Source organism: Erwinia persicina (assembly GCF_014838825.1).
GTDB lineage: Bacteria > Pseudomonadota > Gammaproteobacteria > Enterobacterales > Enterobacteriaceae > Erwinia > Erwinia persicina_A.
Genome location: NZ_JACYMO010000003.1, coordinates 275856 through 294017, shown reverse-complemented (window position 1 = coordinate 294017; position 18162 = coordinate 275856). Strand labels below are relative to the sequence as shown.

General features: G+C 58.9%; 17 protein-coding genes. 2 read left to right on the top strand and 15 right to left on the bottom strand.

The window, feature by feature from the left end; all coding sequences use genetic code 11:
• Positions 1 to 23 precede the first annotated feature (23 nt).
• The gene (locus IFU29_RS10530; RefSeq protein ID WP_191933894.1) at positions 24 to 1892 is read left to right on the top strand and encodes a sulfatase-like hydrolase/transferase; all 1869 of its coding nucleotides are present in this window, start codon (positions 24 to 26) and stop codon (positions 1890 to 1892) included.
• A gap of 76 nt (positions 1893 to 1968) precedes the next feature.
• On the opposite strand, the gene tkt is transcribed toward IFU29_RS10530, so the two are convergent.
• Complete coding sequence (tkt, locus tag IFU29_RS10525; RefSeq protein ID WP_191933893.1) at positions 1969 to 3960, bottom strand: transketolase; 1992 nt, start codon at positions 3958 to 3960, stop codon at positions 1969 to 1971.
• Positions 3961 to 4249: 289 nt separating this feature from the next.
• Between tkt and IFU29_RS10520 the strand changes: the two genes are divergently transcribed.
• A complete protein-coding gene (locus tag IFU29_RS10520; protein WP_191933892.1) occupies positions 4250 to 5002 on the top strand; it encodes a M48 family metallopeptidase in 753 nt (250 codons plus the stop codon).
• Between the two features lie 95 nt (positions 5003 to 5097).
• Here the strand turns inward: IFU29_RS10520 and IFU29_RS10515 are convergent, their stop codons facing one another.
• The 14 genes from IFU29_RS10515 to IFU29_RS10450 form a co-directional block, all read right to left on the bottom strand.
• Positions 5098 to 6732, bottom strand: coding sequence for a thiamine pyrophosphate-binding protein (locus IFU29_RS10515; protein ID WP_191933891.1), 1635 nt, complete (start codon positions 6730 to 6732; stop codon positions 5098 to 5100).
• Between the two features lie 19 nt (positions 6733 to 6751).
• Positions 6752 to 8221: an aldehyde dehydrogenase gene (locus tag IFU29_RS10510; RefSeq protein WP_191933890.1), complete on the bottom strand. Its 1470-nt coding sequence runs from the start codon at positions 8219 to 8221 to the stop codon at positions 6752 to 6754.
• 11 nt (positions 8222 to 8232) lie between these two features.
• Positions 8233 to 9012, bottom strand: a complete 780-nt coding sequence (locus tag IFU29_RS10505) for an aspartate dehydrogenase (protein WP_191933889.1) — start codon at positions 9010 to 9012, stop codon at positions 8233 to 8235.
• A gap of 8 nt (positions 9013 to 9020) precedes the next feature.
• On the bottom strand, positions 9021 to 9815 hold the full coding sequence (locus tag IFU29_RS10500; RefSeq protein WP_191933888.1) for an SDR family oxidoreductase: 795 nt from the start codon (positions 9813 to 9815) through the stop codon (positions 9021 to 9023).
• Complete coding sequence (locus IFU29_RS10495; RefSeq protein ID WP_191933887.1) at positions 9799 to 10581, bottom strand: alpha/beta fold hydrolase; 783 nt, start codon at positions 10579 to 10581, stop codon at positions 9799 to 9801. The genes IFU29_RS10500 and IFU29_RS10495 overlap by 17 nt, the downstream gene beginning before the upstream one ends.
• Entirely contained in the window at positions 10578 to 11114 is a 537-nt protein-coding gene (locus IFU29_RS10490) for a cupin domain-containing protein (RefSeq protein ID WP_191933886.1), read from the bottom strand. The genes IFU29_RS10495 and IFU29_RS10490 overlap by 4 nt, the downstream gene beginning before the upstream one ends.
• Before the next feature lie 13 nt (positions 11115 to 11127).
• The gene (locus IFU29_RS10485) at positions 11128 to 12366 is read right to left on the bottom strand and encodes an MFS transporter (RefSeq protein WP_191933885.1); all 1239 of its coding nucleotides are present in this window, start codon (positions 12364 to 12366) and stop codon (positions 11128 to 11130) included.
• Positions 12367 to 12381: 15 nt separating this feature from the next.
• Positions 12382 to 13581 (bottom strand): NAD(P)/FAD-dependent oxidoreductase, encoded by a 1200-nt coding sequence (locus IFU29_RS10480; protein WP_191933884.1) that lies wholly within the window; start codon positions 13579 to 13581, stop codon positions 12382 to 12384.
• Complete coding sequence (locus IFU29_RS10475; protein WP_191933883.1) at positions 13578 to 14498, bottom strand: VOC family protein; 921 nt, start codon at positions 14496 to 14498, stop codon at positions 13578 to 13580. The genes IFU29_RS10480 and IFU29_RS10475 overlap by 4 nt, the downstream gene beginning before the upstream one ends.
• 92 nt (positions 14499 to 14590) lie before the next feature.
• Positions 14591 to 15379 (bottom strand): IclR family transcriptional regulator, encoded by a 789-nt coding sequence (locus IFU29_RS10470; RefSeq protein ID WP_191933882.1) that lies wholly within the window; start codon positions 15377 to 15379, stop codon positions 14591 to 14593.
• A 15-nt stretch (positions 15380 to 15394) separates the two neighbouring features.
• Positions 15395 to 16144 (bottom strand): SDR family oxidoreductase, encoded by a 750-nt coding sequence (locus IFU29_RS10465; RefSeq protein WP_191933881.1) that lies wholly within the window; start codon positions 16142 to 16144, stop codon positions 15395 to 15397.
• The gene (locus tag IFU29_RS10460) at positions 16144 to 17169 is read right to left on the bottom strand and encodes an aromatic ring-hydroxylating oxygenase subunit alpha (RefSeq protein ID WP_191933880.1); all 1026 of its coding nucleotides are present in this window, start codon (positions 17167 to 17169) and stop codon (positions 16144 to 16146) included. The genes IFU29_RS10465 and IFU29_RS10460 overlap by 1 nt, the downstream gene beginning before the upstream one ends.
• Before the next feature lie 14 nt (positions 17170 to 17183).
• On the bottom strand, positions 17184 to 17492 hold the full coding sequence (locus IFU29_RS10455; RefSeq protein WP_191933879.1) for a recombinase-like helix-turn-helix domain-containing protein: 309 nt from the start codon (positions 17490 to 17492) through the stop codon (positions 17184 to 17186).
• Positions 17492 to 17815 (bottom strand): non-heme iron oxygenase ferredoxin subunit, encoded by a 324-nt coding sequence (locus IFU29_RS10450; protein ID WP_191933878.1) that lies wholly within the window; start codon positions 17813 to 17815, stop codon positions 17492 to 17494. Before IFU29_RS10450 ends, IFU29_RS10455 begins: the two co-directional genes overlap by 1 nt.
• Positions 17816 to 18162: the final 347 nt, after the last annotated feature.

Below are 18162 nucleotides of genomic sequence, written 5' to 3'. Positions count from 1 at the left end.
CACACCAGAGAAAGGAGCCTCCCGTGGCCGAACACAATCCAGATAAATCCGGCATTTCGCGCCGGACCCTGCTGAAAGGTGCCGGGGTCCTCGCCAGCAGCCAGTTACTTCCCCCGGCCCTGGCCGCCGGCACAGCCAACGCCCCCGTCCCCGTCCCCGTCCCGGCTTCCCCTCCTCCCCGGGCACCGCAGCAACTCCCAGAGGGTTATAACATCCTGTTTGTCACTTCCGATCAGGAACGTTACTTCGACCACTACCCTTTTCCCGTGCCGGGCCGTGAGCGCCTGATGAACACCGGCACCACGTTCACCCGCCATTATATCAACAGCTGCGTCTGCACCTCATCGCGCTCGGTGATGTATACCGGTCTGCATATGCCACAGACGCGGATGTTTGATAATGCCGGCATGCCGTGGATGCCCTGGAGTCTCTCCCCGGAACTGGGTACCCTCGCCTCGCTGATAAAGCCGTTAGGCTACTATGCCGCTTACAAAGGGAAGTGGCACCTCTCTACTCTGCTCGATCACTCGCTGAACAGCGTTCCTTCCGGCAACATCGACGATATGGATCATGCGCCGCTGCATCAGCAGATGCAGAAATATGGCTTTGACGATTATTCCGGCATCGGTGACCTGATTGGCCTGCGCAAGGGCGGTTACGTCTATGACAGTCTGACCACCGCGCAGGCTGTCAGCTGGCTACGCGGCAAAGGGCGAAATATGGCCGATGCGCAGCAGCCCTGGCTGCTCGCCGTCAACCTGGTTAACCCGCACGATGTCATGTTTATCGATACCGATGCCCCGGGGGAAAGGGTGCAGTGGCATCAGGCGCTGAATGAGAATCAGCCGATGAGTCCGGCGCAACCGCCGGAAAATACCCTCTATGCTGCCCGCTGGGATACCAGCCCCCTGCCCGACAGCCGTCATCAGCCTTTTGATCAGGCCGGCAGACCCGCTGCCCAGTGGGACTATCAGCAGGCCAGAGCCATGCTGGTCGGACAGTTCCCTGATGAGGATCGCCGCTGGAAGAAGTTGCGCGACTACTATTTTAACTGCATCCGCGATCATGACAGCCACCTGGTTCGCCTGCTGGAAGAACTGGACGCGCTGGGCCTGCGGCAGAAAACCATTGTGGTATTCACCTCCGATCACGGGGAGCTGCAGGGTTATCATCAGATGCACGGTAAGGGCACCTGCGTTTACAACCAGCAGGTGCACGTGCCGATGATCGTCAGCCATCCGGACTATCCTGGCGGTAAACGCTGTCAGGCACTGACCAGCCACCTGGATCTGGTTCCCACCCTGCTGGGGCTGACCGGGCGGCCCCAGGCGCAGCGCGCCTCACTGCTGCAGGACCGCAAGGGTGTGGATTTCAGCCCGCTGATCCGCCAGCCTGAGCAGGCAACACTGCACCAGATACGCAACGCCACCCTCTACTGTTACGACATGATGCTGTATATCGACCGCGAGTATCTGCGTAAGATGTTTCGCCTGCGCGACGATAAGGCGCTGACCCCGGATGAAAAGCATTTTGCAATGAAAGCCCTCTCCCCTGATTTCAGGCGACGCACGGGCATACGGATGATTTTTGACGGGCGGTACAAATTTGCCCGCTACTTCTCTCTGCGCCAGCACAATATGCCCCAGACCTGGGATCAGCTGCTGGCGCTGAACGATCTGGAATTGTATGACCTGGAAAACGATCCGCAGGAAATGAATAACCTCGCCCGCGATCCGCAGGCATCACGTCCGTTAATCATGTGGCTTAATCAGAAACTGAATACCCTGTATCAGCAGGAAATTGGCACGGATGACGGTCATTTCCTGCCGCAGGAAGGCACCGCAGGCTGGGATCTGGATGCAGCGCAGTTGGCTGACATCGTGCGGGACTGACTGCCGCCATAAAAAAAGGCATCGCAATGCGATGCCTTTTTGGCAGCTTACTGCCCCGAAGGGCGATGCCGGACGGTTACAGCAGGCCTTTCGCCCTGGCCACCACGTTTTCTACCGTGAAGCCAAACAGATCGAACAGCTTCTCAGCCGGAGCAGACTCACCGAAGCTGGTCATGCCGACGATAGCGCCGTTCAGGCCGACGTATTTGTACCAGTAATCCGCAATACCGGCTTCAATCGCGACGCGTGCGCTGACCGCTTTTGGCAGCACAGCCTCACGATAAGCCGCATCCTGCTTGTCGAACGCATCAGTCGATGGCATAGACACCACGCGAACCTTACGGCCTTCCGCAGTCAGCTGGTCATACGCACCGACGGCCAGTTCAACTTCTGAACCGGTGGCGATCAGGATCACCTCAGGCGTACCGGCGCAATCTTTCAGCACGTAAGCACCGCGGGCGACGTTTGCCAGCTGTTCTGCCGTACGGTCCTGCTGGGCCAGGTTCTGACGGGACAGGATCAGGGCCGTAGGGCCGTCCTGACGTTCAACCGCGTATTTCCACGCAATGGCTGACTCCACCTGGTCACACGGACGCCACAGGCTCATATTTGGCGTCACACGCAGGCTGGCCATCTGCTCGACCGGCTGGTGAGTCGGGCCATCTTCACCCAGACCGATGGAGTCATGGGTGTAGACCATGACCTGGCGGATTTTCATCAGCGCGGCCATACGCACCGCGTTACGGGCATATTCGACAAACATCAGGAAGGTCGCCGTGTACGGCAGGAAACCGCCGTGCAGGGTGATACCGTTCGCGATGGCAGTCATACCGAATTCACGCACGCCATAATGGATGTAGTTACCCGCCGCATCTTCGTTGATCGGCTTAGAACCGGACCACATCGTCAGGTTGCTGGGTGCCAGGTCAGCGGAACCGCCCAGATACTCCGGCAGCAGTTTGCCGAAGGCTTCGATGGCATTCTGCGACGCTTTACGGCTGGCAATTTTAGACGGATTAACCTGCAGCTGTTCAATGAACTTCTGCGACTCGGCTTCCCAGTTGGCCGGCAGTTCGTTCTTCACGCGGCGGGAGAACTCTTCCGCCAGCTCCGGGAAGGCTTTGGCGTAAGCGGCAAACTTCTCGTTCCATGACGCTTCTTTTGCACGGCCAGCTTCTTTCGCATCCCACTGTGCATAAATATCGGCAGGGATCTCAAACGGCGCGTGGTTCCAGCCCAGCTGTTTACGGGTCAGGGCGATTTCGTCATCACCCAGCGGTGCACCGTGGGAATCGTGCGTACCGGCTTTGTTCGGTGAACCGAAACCGATCACGGTTTTGCACATCAGCAGAGAAGGCTTATCGCTCACCGCTTTGGCTTCTTCCACCGCTTTTTTGATGGCGTCTGCATCGTGTCCGTCCACGCCGCGCACGACGTACCAGCCGTAAGACTCAAAGCGTGTCGCCGTATCGTCGGTGAACCAGCCGTCAATGTGGCCGTCGATAGAGATGCCGTTGTCATCATAGAACGCCACCAGTTTGCCCAGCTTCAGCGTACCAGCCAGCGAGCAGACTTCGTGGGAGATGCCTTCCATCATGCAGCCGTCGCCCATAAACACGTAGGTGTTATGGTCAACCACATCGTGGCCGGGACGGTTGAACTGCGCGGCCAGCGTGCGTTCAGCAATGGCAAAGCCCACTGCGTTGGCGATGCCCTGGCCCAGTGGACCGGTGGTGGTTTCCACACCGACGGTGTAGCCGTATTCCGGGTGACCTGGGGTTTTGGAATGCAGCTGACGGAAGTTAGCCAGTTCACTGATGGGCAGATCGTATCCGCTGAGGTGCAGCAGGCTGTAGATCAGCATTGAGCCGTGACCGTTAGACAGCACGAAGCGGTCACGATCGGCCCAAAGTGGGTTTTCTGGGTTGTGGTTGAGGAAGTCACGCCACAGAACTTCGGCGATATCGGCCATCCCCATCGGGGCACCCGGGTGGCCGGATTTGGCTTTTTGCACCGCATCCATACTTAATGCGCGAATGGCGTTGGCAAGCTCTTTACGAGAAGACATTTTCTACTCCAGGTCGGATTTAACGCTTCGCCGTCCTTAACCTATTGTAATGAATGAGTTATCAGGCAAAGCCGAAGGAAAGTCGACCATCAATGTACATGAAATACGGGTAACATGTACATGGCGCGGGATGTAAAAAGAATCACATATGTTGCCGTTTGAGAGGATGGTGACTATGCAACCACGTGAACACGCGCTATAACACATCTCGCGCCGGCGATTTTTCGCCCGGCGTAATTTTGCAACTTTCTGATTTTAAATACCTTGTTACCTTAATGGATGAACTGGAATGAACAAACGTTTTTCTTTTGCCGCGCTGGCGCTGGCGACTGCCCTGACCGGGTGTCAGAATTTTGATGCAAACACGCTGATGCAGTCGGGTACGCAGGCCTGGCAGGCCGCCACACTGAGCGATGCACAGGTTAAAGAGTTAAGTGATAAATCCTGTCAGCAGATGGACAGCGAAGCGCAGATCGCCCCGGCCAGCAGCACTTATGCCAAACGCCTGAGCAAAATCTCAGCCGCACTCGGCGACAATATCAACGGCACCCCGGCGAACTATAAAGTTTACCTGACCAAAGACGTCAACGCCTGGGCCATGGCAAACGGCTGTATCCGCGTTTACAGCGGCCTGATGGATCTGATGACCGATAATGAAGTTGAAGGCGTACTGGGCCATGAAATGGGTCACGTGGCGCTGGGCCACTCCCGTAAAGCGATGCAGCTGGCTTACTCCACCACGGCAATCCGTACTGCCGCTGCGTCAGCCGGTGGCGTGGCGGCCTCGCTGTCGCAGTCACAGCTCGGCGATATCGGTGAGAAGCTGGTCAATGCCCAGTTCTCTCAGAGCCAGGAGTCCCAGGCGGATGACTACTCCTTCGATCTGCTGAAGAAACGTAACATCAACCCGCAGGGGCTGGTGACCAGCTTTGAGAAGTTAGCCAAACTGGAAGGGACGCATGAAAGCAGCATGTTTGATTCACACCCGGCTTCCCAGGCGCGTGCTGACCATATCAAACAGCGTATTGCCGCCGGTAAATAATGCCTGACCGGTGACACAGGGCGACTGAAACGCAGGTCGCCCCGGTCTGTAGGGGCTGACCTTCTGTTCTGGTCAGCCCCCTCCCACCCGCCGTATCAATACAGTGTTTTCTGCGGTGGCCCGGCAAAGTGCAGCGGCCCGATCGCCTTCATATTGACCACGACTAACGACGGCCCCGGCAGGGCGACCGCTTCTGCCAGCACACCGGCAAAGTCAGTGGCAGCATCGACGCTCCACGCCCGCAGCCCCATCGACCGGGCCAGCAGGGTAAAGTCCGGGGTGTGCAGCTGGTTATAATACTGCCGTCCGGCGAAGTATTTATCCTGAATCCCCCGCATCACTCCGTAGCCCCCGTCGTTCATCACCAGCAGCGTGACATTAGCCCGCTCCTGCACCAGCGTCGCCAGTTCCCCCAGGCCCAGTGCCAGTCCCCCGTCGCCGACCAGCCCCACCACTTTGCGCTGCGGATTCGCCAGCGCCGTGCCGATGGCCATCGCCAGCCCCATACCAATGGCACCGGCCAGGGAGTGAATATTCTGCAGCGGTCCGCTGGCAGGCAGCAGACGGCTGCCCCACAGGCTGCCGGAAACGGTGATATCACGCACCAGAATACCGTCGGCCGGTAATGCCGCTGCCACGGCATCATTCAGCGCGGCATACACGCCGCACTCCTGACGCAGCCTCTGCTCTGACCGGGCTACCGCATCAGCAATAGCGCTATCCAGCGCCGGATCCACCCGTGGCGACAGCCGCTCCGCCACCGCATTCAGCAGCGAGCGGCAGTCATAGTTAAGCACCGCATCCGCCTGATAATTACGGCTGGCGGCGGCGGGATCGAGGTCGATCTGAATTCTCGGCTGCGGCAGCGTCAGCGTCCAGCTGCGGGTCTCATTACTGCGCAGGCGCGATCCTGCAATCAGCGTCAGATCGCTCTGCGCCATCAGCGCCTCGACCGGGGGAGAATTATGGAAGGCCCGCAGACTGCGCGGATGTGCATCGGGCAAAATACCACGCCCGTGCGCGCTGGAAATCACCATCACGCCCGCATCGGCCAGCCTCGAAACCGCCGCCTCACAGCCCAGTGCCCCGCCGCCCACCCACAACAGCGGACGGCGTGCGCCTCTGATCCTCTCTGCCAGGTCGTTGATCACCCTGTCTGGCGCAGCCGGAGGTGATAATGGCCCCACCGCAGCCGTGACCAGCGTTACGGGTATCTGGCTATTCTGAATATCAATCGGGATCTCCACAGAGACCGGTCCACAGGGTGGGGTTTGTGCCAGTTGAATAGCACGATGGACTACCGCCACCGCCTGCTGCGGGGAATGCACCCGTAGCGCAGCTTTACTGCTGGCACGCAGGAAACCCAGCTGATCGCGGGCCTCATGAATAAACCCGCTGTCAGCGTCAAGCCAGACTTTCTCCACCTGGCCGGTCAGATGCAGCAGCGGCGTGCCGGCATTCATCGCTTCCAGCAGTGCGCCCACCGCATTCCCTGCCCCGGCACCAGTACTGGTTAATGCAACACCCAGCCCGCTAAAACGACCGTGAGCATCGGCCATGGTGACCGCCCCCGCCTCGCCGCGTGCCGGAACAAAGTGCAGCTTACCCCGCTGGCCGATCGCATCAGCAATCGGTAAATTATGAATAGAAATAATGCCATACAGCGTGGTTACGCCATACTGTTCCAGCGTACGCGCCAGAGCTTCCCCTACCGTTATCGTCTCACTCATAATGCTCTTCCGTCCGAAGTTAGTCGCTCCAGCCATTAATGGCCGGGGTCGTCGCCAGATAGATACTCTTCTGCTGCATCCAGGCTTTGAGCCCCTGGAGTCCTTTTTCACGTCCCAGACCGCTCTGTTTTACGCCGCCAAAGGGGGTCGCCACCGAGAACACTTTGTAGGTATTGATCCATACCGTTCCGGTCTCCAGCTGCCCGGCCAGCCGCAGCGCACGGGTGATGTCCCGCGTCCAGATCCCTGCCGCCAGGCCATAGATCGAATCATTCGCCTGGGCGATCAATCCGGCCTCATCATCAAAGGGCATCACGACCAGCACCGGCCCAAAGATCTCCTCCTGACACACCCGCGCCTGGTTATTGAGTCCGGCAATAATCGTCGGTTCGAACCAGTTTCCCTGCGCGAAAGCTGCATCGTCCGGAGCCCTGCCGCCGCAGAGGATCTCCCCCCCTTCTGCCCGTGCGAGTGCCACATATTCCGCCACTGACTGACGGTGTGCAGCGCTGATCAGCGGGCCTATATGCGTACCGGGCTGTAACGGATCGCCAAGAGATAATCCCCTCGTCAGGGTCAGCAGCCGGTCAAGCAGTGGCTGATACAGCGAACGGTGAACGAAAAGGCGCGCTCCGGCGATGCAGGCCTGCCCGGCAGAGCTGAAGATGCCATAACAGATGCCGCGCGCGGCCTGCTCAATATCAGCGTCCTCCAGCACGATGGTCGGCGACTTCCCCCCCAATTCCAGCGAGGTGGCGATCAGCCTGTCAGCCGCCACGTGTGCCAGCAGACGTCCGGTGCGGGTGCCGCCGGTGAACGAGATCTTTTTCACCAGCGGATGTCGTGCCAGCGCCTCTCCCACTACCGACCCTTTCCCCGGCAGCACGCTTAACAGGCCGGGCGGCAGACCGGCCTCTTCAAACAGCGAAGCCAGCTGCAGTGCCATTAACGGCGTGGCTTCAGCCGGTTTCAGCACGACAGCATTACCCGCTGCCAGTGCCGGAGCGACCTTCTGCATTTCACTGGCAATCGGGGAGTTCCACGGGGTGATGGCGGCGACCACGCCGATCGGTTCGTAATGGCTTAAGGTGATGAAATCAGCGCTGCGCGGCGGCGGCAGTTCACCTTCCATTACCTCACAGGCGGCCGCAAAGTAGTGGGCAGTGGCCGCTGCACTGGCCACCAGCCCACGCGTTTCCGCCAGCGGCTTACCGTTATCCCGCGTTTGTAATACTGCCAGTGATTCCAGTCGGGCAAGGATCAGATCGCCGACGCGGTGCAGGATCGCCGCACGCTGGTGCGGCAGCATGTAGCGCCATTCAGGCTGACGCCAGGCACATTCAGCCGCGCTGACGGCGAGCTCTACGTCGTCAAGACTGGCTGCATTCAGCCAGGCATTCACCGTCCCGTCAGCGGGGAAAGTACTGCAAAAGCGTTCCCCGCGCCCTTCCCGCCACTCTCCGGCAAGGTACAGCTTTACTGTTTCCATCTCTTTTTCCTTCACGCGTCAATCAGCTGACGGCAGATCTGCACGGCACTGAGCGCCGCCAGTAACGAGGTTTTCGGATTGCGGGCTAACGGGCACCCCCGAAGTTCCAGATACAGCTCACCAAAACTGCCGGCGGCATGAAGAGTATGCGTATTGCGCAACGTGTCAGGGTCCACCACCAGCTCAACGCGAGTCAGATCCATCCCCATCCCCGCCAGCGCAATCGTGGCCGCCACGTTGGCATTGGCCGGGAACTGCTGTGCAGCTTCCCGGGCGCTGCCGCGAAAAAACACCTGCCGGGTAGTAATGGTATTGAGGTCGAGCAGCGTTTCCGCCCGGCTGCCGCGCCAGCTTTCCGGACTTTTACAGGCCTGGTACATCACGCTCAACAGCCCACCGACCTTTGCGGCTGCCAGCCCGTCCAGTCCGGCCACGGCCCCGGAAAGCGGGATCAGCTGCCCGCCCTGACTGCAGGCGCGCCGGAGACGCTGATGCAGCACCTCATTCGCCAGCGCCCCCGTTGAGACGATGGCCAGCCGCCAGCCACGCAGCAGGATCGCCTCTGCATACTCCCCAACGGCCTGCTGGCTGGCACACTCCAGCACCAGGTCAGGCTCCCCGTCGCACTGTTCAGGAGAAACGATAGCCTTAACCTGCCCGTCAAAACGGGAAAGAATAGCGGGATGATGATGTTCGCGTGCGAGGATCCAGCCGGGAGTGACGCCTGCCGGCAGGCGCGCAAGCACCTCCTGCGCCATGACACCAAAGCCGATCAACATAATTTTTTTCATGGGTATCCTTATAGCTGCCGCGAGAATCCGCCGGAAACATCCAGTGCCGCACCGGTGGTAAAAGAGGCCAGGGGAGACGCAAGGAAAAGTAATGCCCGCGCCGCTTCCTCCGGTTTACCTAAACGCCCGAGGGGAATACCGCGTCTTTCCGCCAGGGCCGTGGCCCACTGCTCCCAGCTCTGCTGCTGGTCTTCTCGCTGTTCAAAACGCCGTCGCCACTGGCCGGACTCCACCATGCCCAGCAAAATCGCATTAACACGGATGCCCTTGTGGACCAGCGCCTTCGACAGCGACAGCGTCAGGTTGAGCAGGGCCGCACGGGCCGCCGAGGTGGCGATCATGTGCTCTTCCGGCTGACGGGCCAGCAGTGAATTAACGCAGGTCACTGACGCAATATCCGAACGCTCCAGCGCCGGTAAAAACGCCTCAAGCGGATTAATCACGCCAAACAGCTTCAGTTCCGCCTCCTGTAACCAGGCGGAACGTGGCGTATCACTAAAATTAGCCACATAGCCCTGCCCGGCGTTGTTGATCAGCATGTCTGCAGCCCCAAATCGCTGACTGACCGCCTGAGCAAACCGCTCTACTGCCTGTTGATCCAGCACATCACAGTGCTGTGCCAGCATGTCGGCTTCGGGGTAGGCCTCGCGCAGTGCGGCGTGAGCACTGGCCAGTCGGGTGGTATTGCGGCCGCAGAACGCGACTCGGGCCCCCTCCGCCAGCAACAGTTTGAGCGTGGCGAATCCGATGCCCGACGACCCGCCCGTCACTACCGCGACCCGCCCTCTAATGTGAAGATCCATTTTCCTCTCCGGTGATCACCCGCCGCAGCTGGCGGTTAAAAAAGGCCGCATTGTCGAGATAACTGGCATGGCCGGCCCCGGGGATCGGCAGGTAGGGGAAGCCCTGACCGCGGGCAAGATCCTGAGCCTGAACCGGCGGCGTTATCGTATCCATCTCACCACACCACACTTCGGTCGGGCGGGAGTTTTTCGCCAGCCAGCCATGGATATCCTCATGCACCAGCAGGGATACCGCCTGCAGAAAACCCGATGGGTTAAGCCGCCGCATCCCGGCGGCAACGGTAGCCACATCGCGTTCATCAGCATCGGGCCGCAACAACCTGACCGCCCGGGTGGCAGCCAGTTTCTCCAGACCTCCTGCCAGCTGCTGCTGACGCTGGATGAGCACCTGCTGCTGTTTTTCCACCGTCGCCCGCCCATAGCCCTGCGCAGGGTCGGCCAGCACCAGATGCTTAACCCGCTGCGGATAGCTCACGGCAAAGGCGCTGGCGATCAATGCCCCCAGCGAATGCCCCACCAGCACCACCTGTTGCTCTCCGGCATCATCCAGCATCTGTGCCAGCGCCCCGGCATACCGTTCGGCGGCGGGTTCCGCCTCCGTCAGGGCAAGGCTCTTTCCGTAGCCTGGCGCGTCCCAGGCCAGGATACGACAGCAGCCCTGCAACCGCGGATCGTTCAGCTGTTTATGCCAGCTACTGCTGCCTGAACTGATGCCATGAAGCAGAACCAGCGCCGGGCCGCTTCCCGCTTCATGCCACGCAATCATGACGATACCGGCTGGCGCTTAACTCGTGACAGGGGGTGTCCGGCGGGGTAGGTCGGAATATGCGGTTTCGCCGTGCCCAGCATCACGCACATCAGCGCCTCTTCCTCGCCGTGGTTAAACAGGCCGCGATAAATGCCCGCCGGAACGGATATCAGATCGCGCTCGTTCAGCACGGTTTCGTAATAGCCGTCGCCGTCCTGCACCATCAGCGTGATGCACCCTTTCAGCATAAAAAACACCTCTTCCACATCGTCATGCAGATGAAGCGGGCCTTCACATTTTGCCGGTAACACCATTGTCGAGAAGGTAAAATTCTCCGCAGGGACGGTATTACCATCGGCGGCAACCCCGGTCGCCCCCGTACCGATATAGCGCATCTGTGCCCGTCGGTATTTGGGGTCAAAATCGGCCTGAAACTTCAGCGCCTCCCAGTCATATTTACGCCCGGAAAAACGAGCAATGCGGGACTCAATCCACTGATCCATGGGCAGGCTGGCAGGTTTGACAGCCGCTTTTTCTCCAGTATTTGACATGGTTTAACTCTCCTCAGTAACGTTTCAGCATCGGAAGTAACAGCATGCAACCCAGCACGGCCATCACCACCAGAAAAAGCAGGCCACTGTCCATGCTGTGCGTAGAGGCAATCAGCGCCCCCATCAGCACAGGTGCCAGCGCCCCGGCAAAATTACCCAGACCGTTGAAAATTCCCCCGGCGGTTGCCGTCACACTGGACGGCGTAACCTTTGCCAGTAACGCAAACATGTTGGGTGCTCCCGCCCCCCACATAAACGTGCTGACGCTCATGGCGGCGATCACCATCCAGGTCTGTTGCAGATGCAGTACCGCCAGCAGGCCAGCCGCCGCGCCGCCCAGGGAGATAAAGCAGACCAGCGCACGGCGATCGAAGCGATCGGAAAGCCATGCGCCTGCCCCTTCCCCTAACAGCATGGCGATAAAGGGCAGTGACGACAGCCAGCCCACATCACTGAGATGGATGCCACGGCCTTCCACCAGATAGCTCGGCAGCCAGCCGTTAACCCCCCAGAGGTAGGTCAAGAAAGCGATGTTCGTCACGCAAATAATCCAGAAATGAACGCTGCGGAACAGACGCCTGCGCGCCGCTTTACGCGGCAGACTGACCTGACGCGATCCCGCAGGCATCTGACGCAGATTTCGCAGCGCCAGCCAGACCCAGACCATGACCGGCACCGTCAGCAACGCCATAAACCAGAAGGTGCTCTGCCAGCCAAAACGCGTCAGTAGAAAAAGGGAAAGTGGAAAACCGATGGCCGCCCCGATGGGGGTACCCAGCAGCCACAGCATGGTGGCCCGTGCCTGTAGATGTTGCGGAAAGTTCAGGCGAACCACGGCAAAAGCCAGCGGGAACAGGGGGCCTTCTGCCACACCCAGTGCCACGCGCAGCACCAGCATCATGCTGTAGGAATGACAAAAGCCCATCGCGATCATCAGCAGACACCACGACAGCATCATGATGGTCAGTAAGCGCAGCGGATTAATCCTGTCGCCCAGCCCACTTAACAGCACCGACGAGCAGCCATAACTGAGCAGAAAGGCGCTCATTAGCAGCCCGAGTCGGGTGGTATCAAAATCAATCCCCAGCGCCTGCTGGAAGATCGGGTCAGAAAACAGCGCAGCAATGCTCACCTTGTCAAAAAAGGCCAGCAGTACGCAGGCAAACAGGGCCAGCGGGATCGACCAGCGAACCTCCCCGCTGCACTGCGCATCCACGGCCGCCGTGGCAGGCTGATATTCAGATATGCTCATCAGTATCGCCTCCGGTCAGCGCAGCGACATCAGCGGGAAATCAGGGTCGGCGAGCCGTTCAGCCTCCAGCCGGGTTCCCGCCGCCATCCAGCGCTTGGCCAGTTTGATACTGCGCGCGTCATTAAATGCCACCAGCTGTTGCAGACAGCAGTCCGCTCCCAGTCGGAACCACAGCGTACTGTCCCCCTGTGAACGGGTGACGGGGGTTCCCGTCTCGGCGGGCAGACCGAGGATCTGGATATTGACGTCATATTGATCCGACCACAGCCACGGGATCGCCTGATAAGGCGGGGACTGCGGGTCAAGCATTGCCCGTGCGGTGGCTATGGCCTGATTTTGGGCAAAGGCCCAGGACTGAAGAGAAATGCCAAGCTGGGGATGACGTGCCACGTCGCCCGCCGCAAAGATGAGCGGATCGCTGGTTCGTCCCTGCCCGTCCACGACAATGCCGTTATCGACGTTCAGCCCGGCCTGCAGGGCCAGTTCAAGATTCAGCTCAACGCCGATGCCCACCACAACGCGATCAAATATCTGCACCGCCGTGCGCGTACTGCTGATCTGCGGCAGACTCTGCCGGTAAGAGAGCTGGATCTCACCGCAGCCGGTGTGCAGCTCAACGCCATGCTGCTGATGTAGCGCCAGCAGGGCGGCAGAGACCCCCGGGTCGACACTGCGCTGACACAATGCGGGCTGGCGCTCAAAAATCGTCACGTCGATGCCTTTCTGACGTGCGGATGCCGCAATCTCCAGTCCAATCCATCCCCCACCGACGACAGCCAGCCGCCGGCAGTCGCTGAGGCCGGCCCTCAGTGTCAGTGCATCCTGCCAGCTCCGCAGCGTATGAATACGCGGATGGTTTTGCCATTCACGGCCTGGCATACGTGGGCGGCTGCCGGTCGCAATCAGCAACTGATCGTAAGGCAGGGTTTGCCCGTTACTGAGCATCACGCGCTGCTCTGACCGCGCGATCATTTCTGCCCGCAGCGGTCGATACCAGGTCAGATCCAGCGCCGCCTGCGATACCTCGCTAAACAGGCGGGTCAGTGAGGGGTCATTGTCCAGCAGCACACTTTTCGACAGCGGCGGACGTTCGTAAAAATCCCAGGGTTCATCTGCCACGATACTGATACGCCGATCGTATCCGCCCTCACGCAGCGTTTTCGCCGCCCAGCCTGCGGCCTGGCCACTGCCAATAATGACAATTCCGGCGCTCATACTGCCCCCTGCTTTTGCTGACGGCGGGTGGTGTAGTCGATGCCACCCTCCACGGCCCATTCGGTGAACGAAACCAGCGAGTGCTCGAGTTCACGCGGCTGCCAGTTCTCTGTCAGCCAGTCATCATTGGTGTAATACTCAAAAGCACCGCCGGTCGGACTGTTGACGTACCAAAAATAAGCGGAGGAAACCGGATGGCGGCCTGGGCCAATAAAGGTGCTCCACTGCTGCTTGTTCATCGCCAGCCCACCGCCAGCCACCTCGTGAATATCACGAACGTTGAAAGCCACGTGATTCAGGCCACGCTTACCGGTGGGTAATTGCAGCAGGAACAGGTTGTGATGGCCTCCGCACGGCTGCGTGCGCAAAAATACTGCACGGTTGATGTAACGGTCTGATACCTGGAAACCGAGCACCTCACGATAGAAGCGCTCGGTTTCGGCAAGGTCATTTACAAAGAACACCACATGACCGATGTTAATCGGGGTCGCCTGGCTGTAGACAGGGCTGGGGCAATCGACCCGGCGTATATCGCCCCACTGATTCATCGGAGGAACGTCCAGCGTGACCGCCTGCTGCTGGCTGATGGCGATACATAACGCCATACCGTTTGGGTCAGTGCAGTGCAACGCGCCGTGCTTTTCTTCAAAGGGCACCCGGCCACTCAGCTTATCCGCGATAGCCTCCAGTGCAGCACGATCGCTGACGCCCCAGGTGACACGCCGCAGCGTAGAACCGGGTTCAAAGGGGGGCGGCAGATCCTGACAATCGACAGGGTGCAGCACCACCTCTGCCCCGCTCAGCGTCTGAAAATGGCTGGCATCACGCGCGGAAAGCCCGAAATCCACCATAAACTTGCTGCACAGCGCCAGATCCTCCACGCCAAACTCCAGCTTCTCAATTCCGCATACGCTCATGATCCTGCCTCTTTTTTGGTCAATTTTCTGAATTTTGGCGTGCAGATGCCCCACCGCAACGGTCGCGGCGTCACCCTTACCTGTTTTACGCATTAGCCCGCTTTTAAACGGTGCCCTAAATAACCGGAGATTTTTGCTGCTGCATCAGCCACCATTTGCTGTAGTCGCTTACGGTCAGCGTCAGGGATCTCTCCTGCAGGAACCAGGATGCTGACAACGGCGCAAACGCGTCGGTTGCGGTCGAAAACGGGATAGACAATCGAGGAGATCCCCCAGCGGAAAAAGGATTCACCCACCACGTAGCCGCGTTGCCTGTCAAGCTGGACCATCTCCCACAGTGCATCACGATCCTGTAAGGTCCCCTGCTCACTGCCCGGCAGTATGGGGTCAGGATAAAGTTGCTCAAACTCGCTACGGTTGAGGTCGGTCAGCAACATTCTGCCCAGCGACGTGCAGTGCGCGGGCAGTCGCGTACCGATACTCACCTGATTGATCTGCGTTCCCGCCGCACTGACACGGGCGATGTAGACCAGATCGGACCCGTCGCGAATCGCAAGATGGCTGCTACAAAGGCTGGCATCACGAAGCTGCTCAATCACCGGCTGACCGGCGCGTGCCACATCCAACGAGGCAAGATATTCAAATCCCAGCCTCAGTACCATCATGCCGAGACTGAAGGTATTCGTCCGGGGGTTACGCTCCAGGAAGCCCAGATATTCCAGTGTTTGAACCACCCGGTAAGCCGTCGCCTTAGGCATCGAAACCAGGCGGTGCAGTTCGGTAAACGTCATTTCTCGCTGCTGCTGCCCAAACGCCAACAGCAGTTGTAAACCGCGATCCAGTCCAGGGATCAGGTAACGGCAGCCGGTTTCGTCAGACATACTCACTCCCGAACATCAGTTAAAAATAAAACCACCGTTGACCGGCAACAGCTGCCCGGTAACGAAGTCCGCCAGCGGGGACAGCAGCCAGATCACGCTACCGCTGACATCCTGAGGATGCTGTGCTCCGCGCAGCGCCCGTCCCTGCTCATAAAGCTGATGGCGGGCGGCCGGCACATACTCTGTCGCCGCCACCCGCGTCAGCCCGGGCGCAATAGCGTTGACACAAAGTCCCCGCTCGCCCAGCTCACGCGCCATTGAGCGCGTCATCGCGATAATGGCCCCCTTACTGGCCACGTAGGCCATCAGATTCGGCGCGCCCCACAGGGCAGTATCGGATGCCACGTTGACGATTTTCCCCCCCGGGGGCATCAGCGGCACGGCGGCTTTTGACACCAGCCAGCTGCCGCGCACGTTGACCTGCATCACGCGATCCCAGAGATCAATGTCGTACTCCAGCATATTTTTGCCACCCACACCGGTGGCGAGGGCGGCGTTATTGACTAATCCATCAATGGGCCCGCTCTGACCCAGTGCGGTAAAGGTGCGTTCAATCGCCTGCGGATCGGCAATATCCAGTACCCGGTGCTCCACCTGCGCACCGGTCTCACGCAGCTGGGTGGCGCACTGCTCAAGCTCATCCGCGAGGATATCCAGCATGACCACTCGTGCATCCTGCGCAGCCATATCCCGGGCAAACTGCCAGCCCAGTCCACGCGCAGCACCGGTCACCACGATACGCCGGCCGGCCAACAGCCCGGCCATCAGCGCGGCTCCGGTGCGGCAGCGTTCTCTGCCAGCGTCGCCATCTGCTGTTTCGCCGCCTTTTGCATCAGACGGCGCAGGCGCGACAGCCCGACATCGTGCTGGTAGAGATACTCATGATCGCGGGCTGCCGGAGCCATCGACTCGAGGATCACTCTGTCCTGCTCCAGCACGTCCCAGTGCAGACCCTCCAGGCGGTTGCGGTAGAAGAAGCGCCACATATCACGCTGCCAGCCGTCAACCTGACGAATACGCCAGAAGAATACCCGACAGTGGTCAGTGTCTTCCGGCACCACCATCCCTACAATCCAGAACGGGCCACCCGGCCCAAAACGCTTCTGATAGGGAATGGACAGCCTCATCCACTGGGCACCACTTTCGCCAAACTCCACCCAGTCAAAGTTGACGCCTTTCTGTCCCTCTTTCTGGAACAGGAACCCCGTGTCGGTCAGCGCCAGGACCATATCCGCTTTCCGATCGCCTTCGGCCATCGAGTGTGACGACGAATGCAGATAGGTACCGTGCATCGGGTCCATCACATTTTCCAGCGCATACTGATAGTTGCAGTTCCATGCGGCCGTGCAGAGGAAATGGCTGTAGTGCTCGCTGTCAGCCAGCTCCTGCGGGAACACCAGCTCGGAAGCAGCCTCGTCATGGGTCACCCCAAACCAGATAAAAATCGCCCCATGCGCTTCCTGCACGCTATAGGTGCGGACGCATTTCTGGCCGACCAGTGGGCAGCGATCCACCGCCGGAACATCGGTCACCGTTCCGCTTCCTGCGACTTCGACTCCGTGATACCAGCAGGCAATGCGGTCCCCCAGATTCCAGCCCATCGACAGTCGTGCACCGCGATGCGGACAGCGGTCTTCCAGCGCCTGCAGGCGACCTTGTGCATCACGCCATACCACAATCTGCTGCCCCAGTCGGGTAATACCTACCGGGGCGGAATGCACCTCCCAGCTGGCCAAAACCGGATACCACAGCCCGCGCAGACCTTCATCAAGATACTGTTTTACATTCATTATTCACTCCCTGTTCAGTAGCCGTTGACCCGGAGGAAATCCCGGAAGCTCTCTTCCGTCCATGGCGTGCCGCTGCGGTCAAAGACCCGCTGCTGATTAAGCGCTGGCACCAGCTGTGCCAGCGTGGCGATGCCCTGGCTGAACAGCGCTTCCAGCTCAGTAATTAACGTCACTTCAAAAGGTTCCGGCTCCCGGCGGCGCGTCTGCCAGATAATATTCTGGTACTGGCCCGGGACATGGATGGCCCCATTCCCGCCCTCTTTGGGCGGTGTAAACTGGCGGCTTTCAGGCAGCTGCGGATTAAACGCGGATTGATTGCTCATTACGGTTGGTCCTCTGTCACCACATTGATTTGAATCTGCCCGGCCACCACCCGGAGGGGATAACGCGTCAAATCTCGTTCGCCAGGTTCACGAAGACAGCGACCTGTTTTAATATCAAAGACCGCCTCATGCAGCGGGCATTCCACCTTGCCATCCTCAACAAAACCCTGACTCAGCAGGGCGTACGCATGCGGGCAGACATCTTCCAGCGCGTAATACTCTCCGTCGACCAGATAAACCCCTATTTCACGGCCTTCGATATTAGCGGCGAAAGGAAAGTCAGCCTGTATCTGCGAAATATTACAGACATTATTCCAGCTCATTCACATTACTCCTGCCATTTGTTTCAAATATGAAACTTTGTTCCTTATCTAATACGCTCAATATAGAAGTGATAATCAATGCGTCAATAGGCGATATTGGCGAAATGGATTTGCATATCATTTTATTTAGGGTAAGTGTGCAGACGATCACGAAAAATAAAATTTACTATAAATTTGATAAGAATCCTTTTGCAAGAAAAACAAAGAATATCCTCTCAGATTGAATTCAGACTCCACCAGAACAACAGAGAAAAACTGACGCACCACAAATAACAATTAAAAAACAATAGGGATAATGTGTTATGAGATGTAATAATCGAATAAAACCCAATAATAAAATTATTAAA

Coding starts and splice junctions, on each gene's coding strand:
- IFU29_RS10495 (WP_191933887.1), bottom strand. CDS start 10,581: ATGATTGCGTGGCATGAAGCGGGAAGCGGCCCGGCGCTGGTTCTGCTT.
- IFU29_RS10520 (WP_191933892.1), top strand. CDS start 4,250: ATGAACAAACGTTTTTCTTTTGCCGCGCTGGCGCTGGCGACTGCCCTG.
- IFU29_RS10460 (WP_191933880.1), bottom strand. CDS start 17,169: ATGAATGTAAAACAGTATCTTGATGAAGGTCTGCGCGGGCTGTGGTAT.
- IFU29_RS10480 (WP_191933884.1), bottom strand. CDS start 13,581: ATGAGCGCCGGAATTGTCATTATTGGCAGTGGCCAGGCCGCAGGCTGG.
- IFU29_RS10475 (WP_191933883.1), bottom strand. CDS start 14,498: ATGAGCGTATGCGGAATTGAGAAGCTGGAGTTTGGCGTGGAGGATCTG.
- IFU29_RS10505 (WP_191933889.1), bottom strand. CDS start 9,012: ATGAAAAAAATTATGTTGATCGGCTTTGGTGTCATGGCGCAGGAGGTG.
- IFU29_RS10470 (WP_191933882.1), bottom strand. CDS start 15,379: ATGTCTGACGAAACCGGCTGCCGTTACCTGATCCCTGGACTGGATCGC.
- tkt (WP_191933893.1), bottom strand. CDS start 3,960: ATGTCTTCTCGTAAAGAGCTTGCCAACGCCATTCGCGCATTAAGTATG.
- IFU29_RS10450 (WP_191933878.1), bottom strand. CDS start 17,815: ATGAGCTGGAATAATGTCTGTAATATTTCGCAGATACAGGCTGACTTT.
- IFU29_RS10490 (WP_191933886.1), bottom strand. CDS start 11,114: ATGTCAAATACTGGAGAAAAAGCGGCTGTCAAACCTGCCAGCCTGCCC.
- IFU29_RS10510 (WP_191933890.1), bottom strand. CDS start 8,221: ATGGAAACAGTAAAGCTGTACCTTGCCGGAGAGTGGCGGGAAGGGCGC.
- IFU29_RS10485 (WP_191933885.1), bottom strand. CDS start 12,366: ATGAGCATATCTGAATATCAGCCTGCCACGGCGGCCGTGGATGCGCAG.
- IFU29_RS10500 (WP_191933888.1), bottom strand. CDS start 9,815: ATGGATCTTCACATTAGAGGGCGGGTCGCGGTAGTGACGGGCGGGTCG.
- IFU29_RS10455 (WP_191933879.1), bottom strand. CDS start 17,492: ATGAGCAATCAATCCGCGTTTAATCCGCAGCTGCCTGAAAGCCGCCAG.
- IFU29_RS10515 (WP_191933891.1), bottom strand. CDS start 6,732: ATGAGTGAGACGATAACGGTAGGGGAAGCTCTGGCGCGTACGCTGGAA.
- IFU29_RS10465 (WP_191933881.1), bottom strand. CDS start 16,144: ATGGCCGGGCTGTTGGCCGGCCGGCGTATCGTGGTGACCGGTGCTGCG.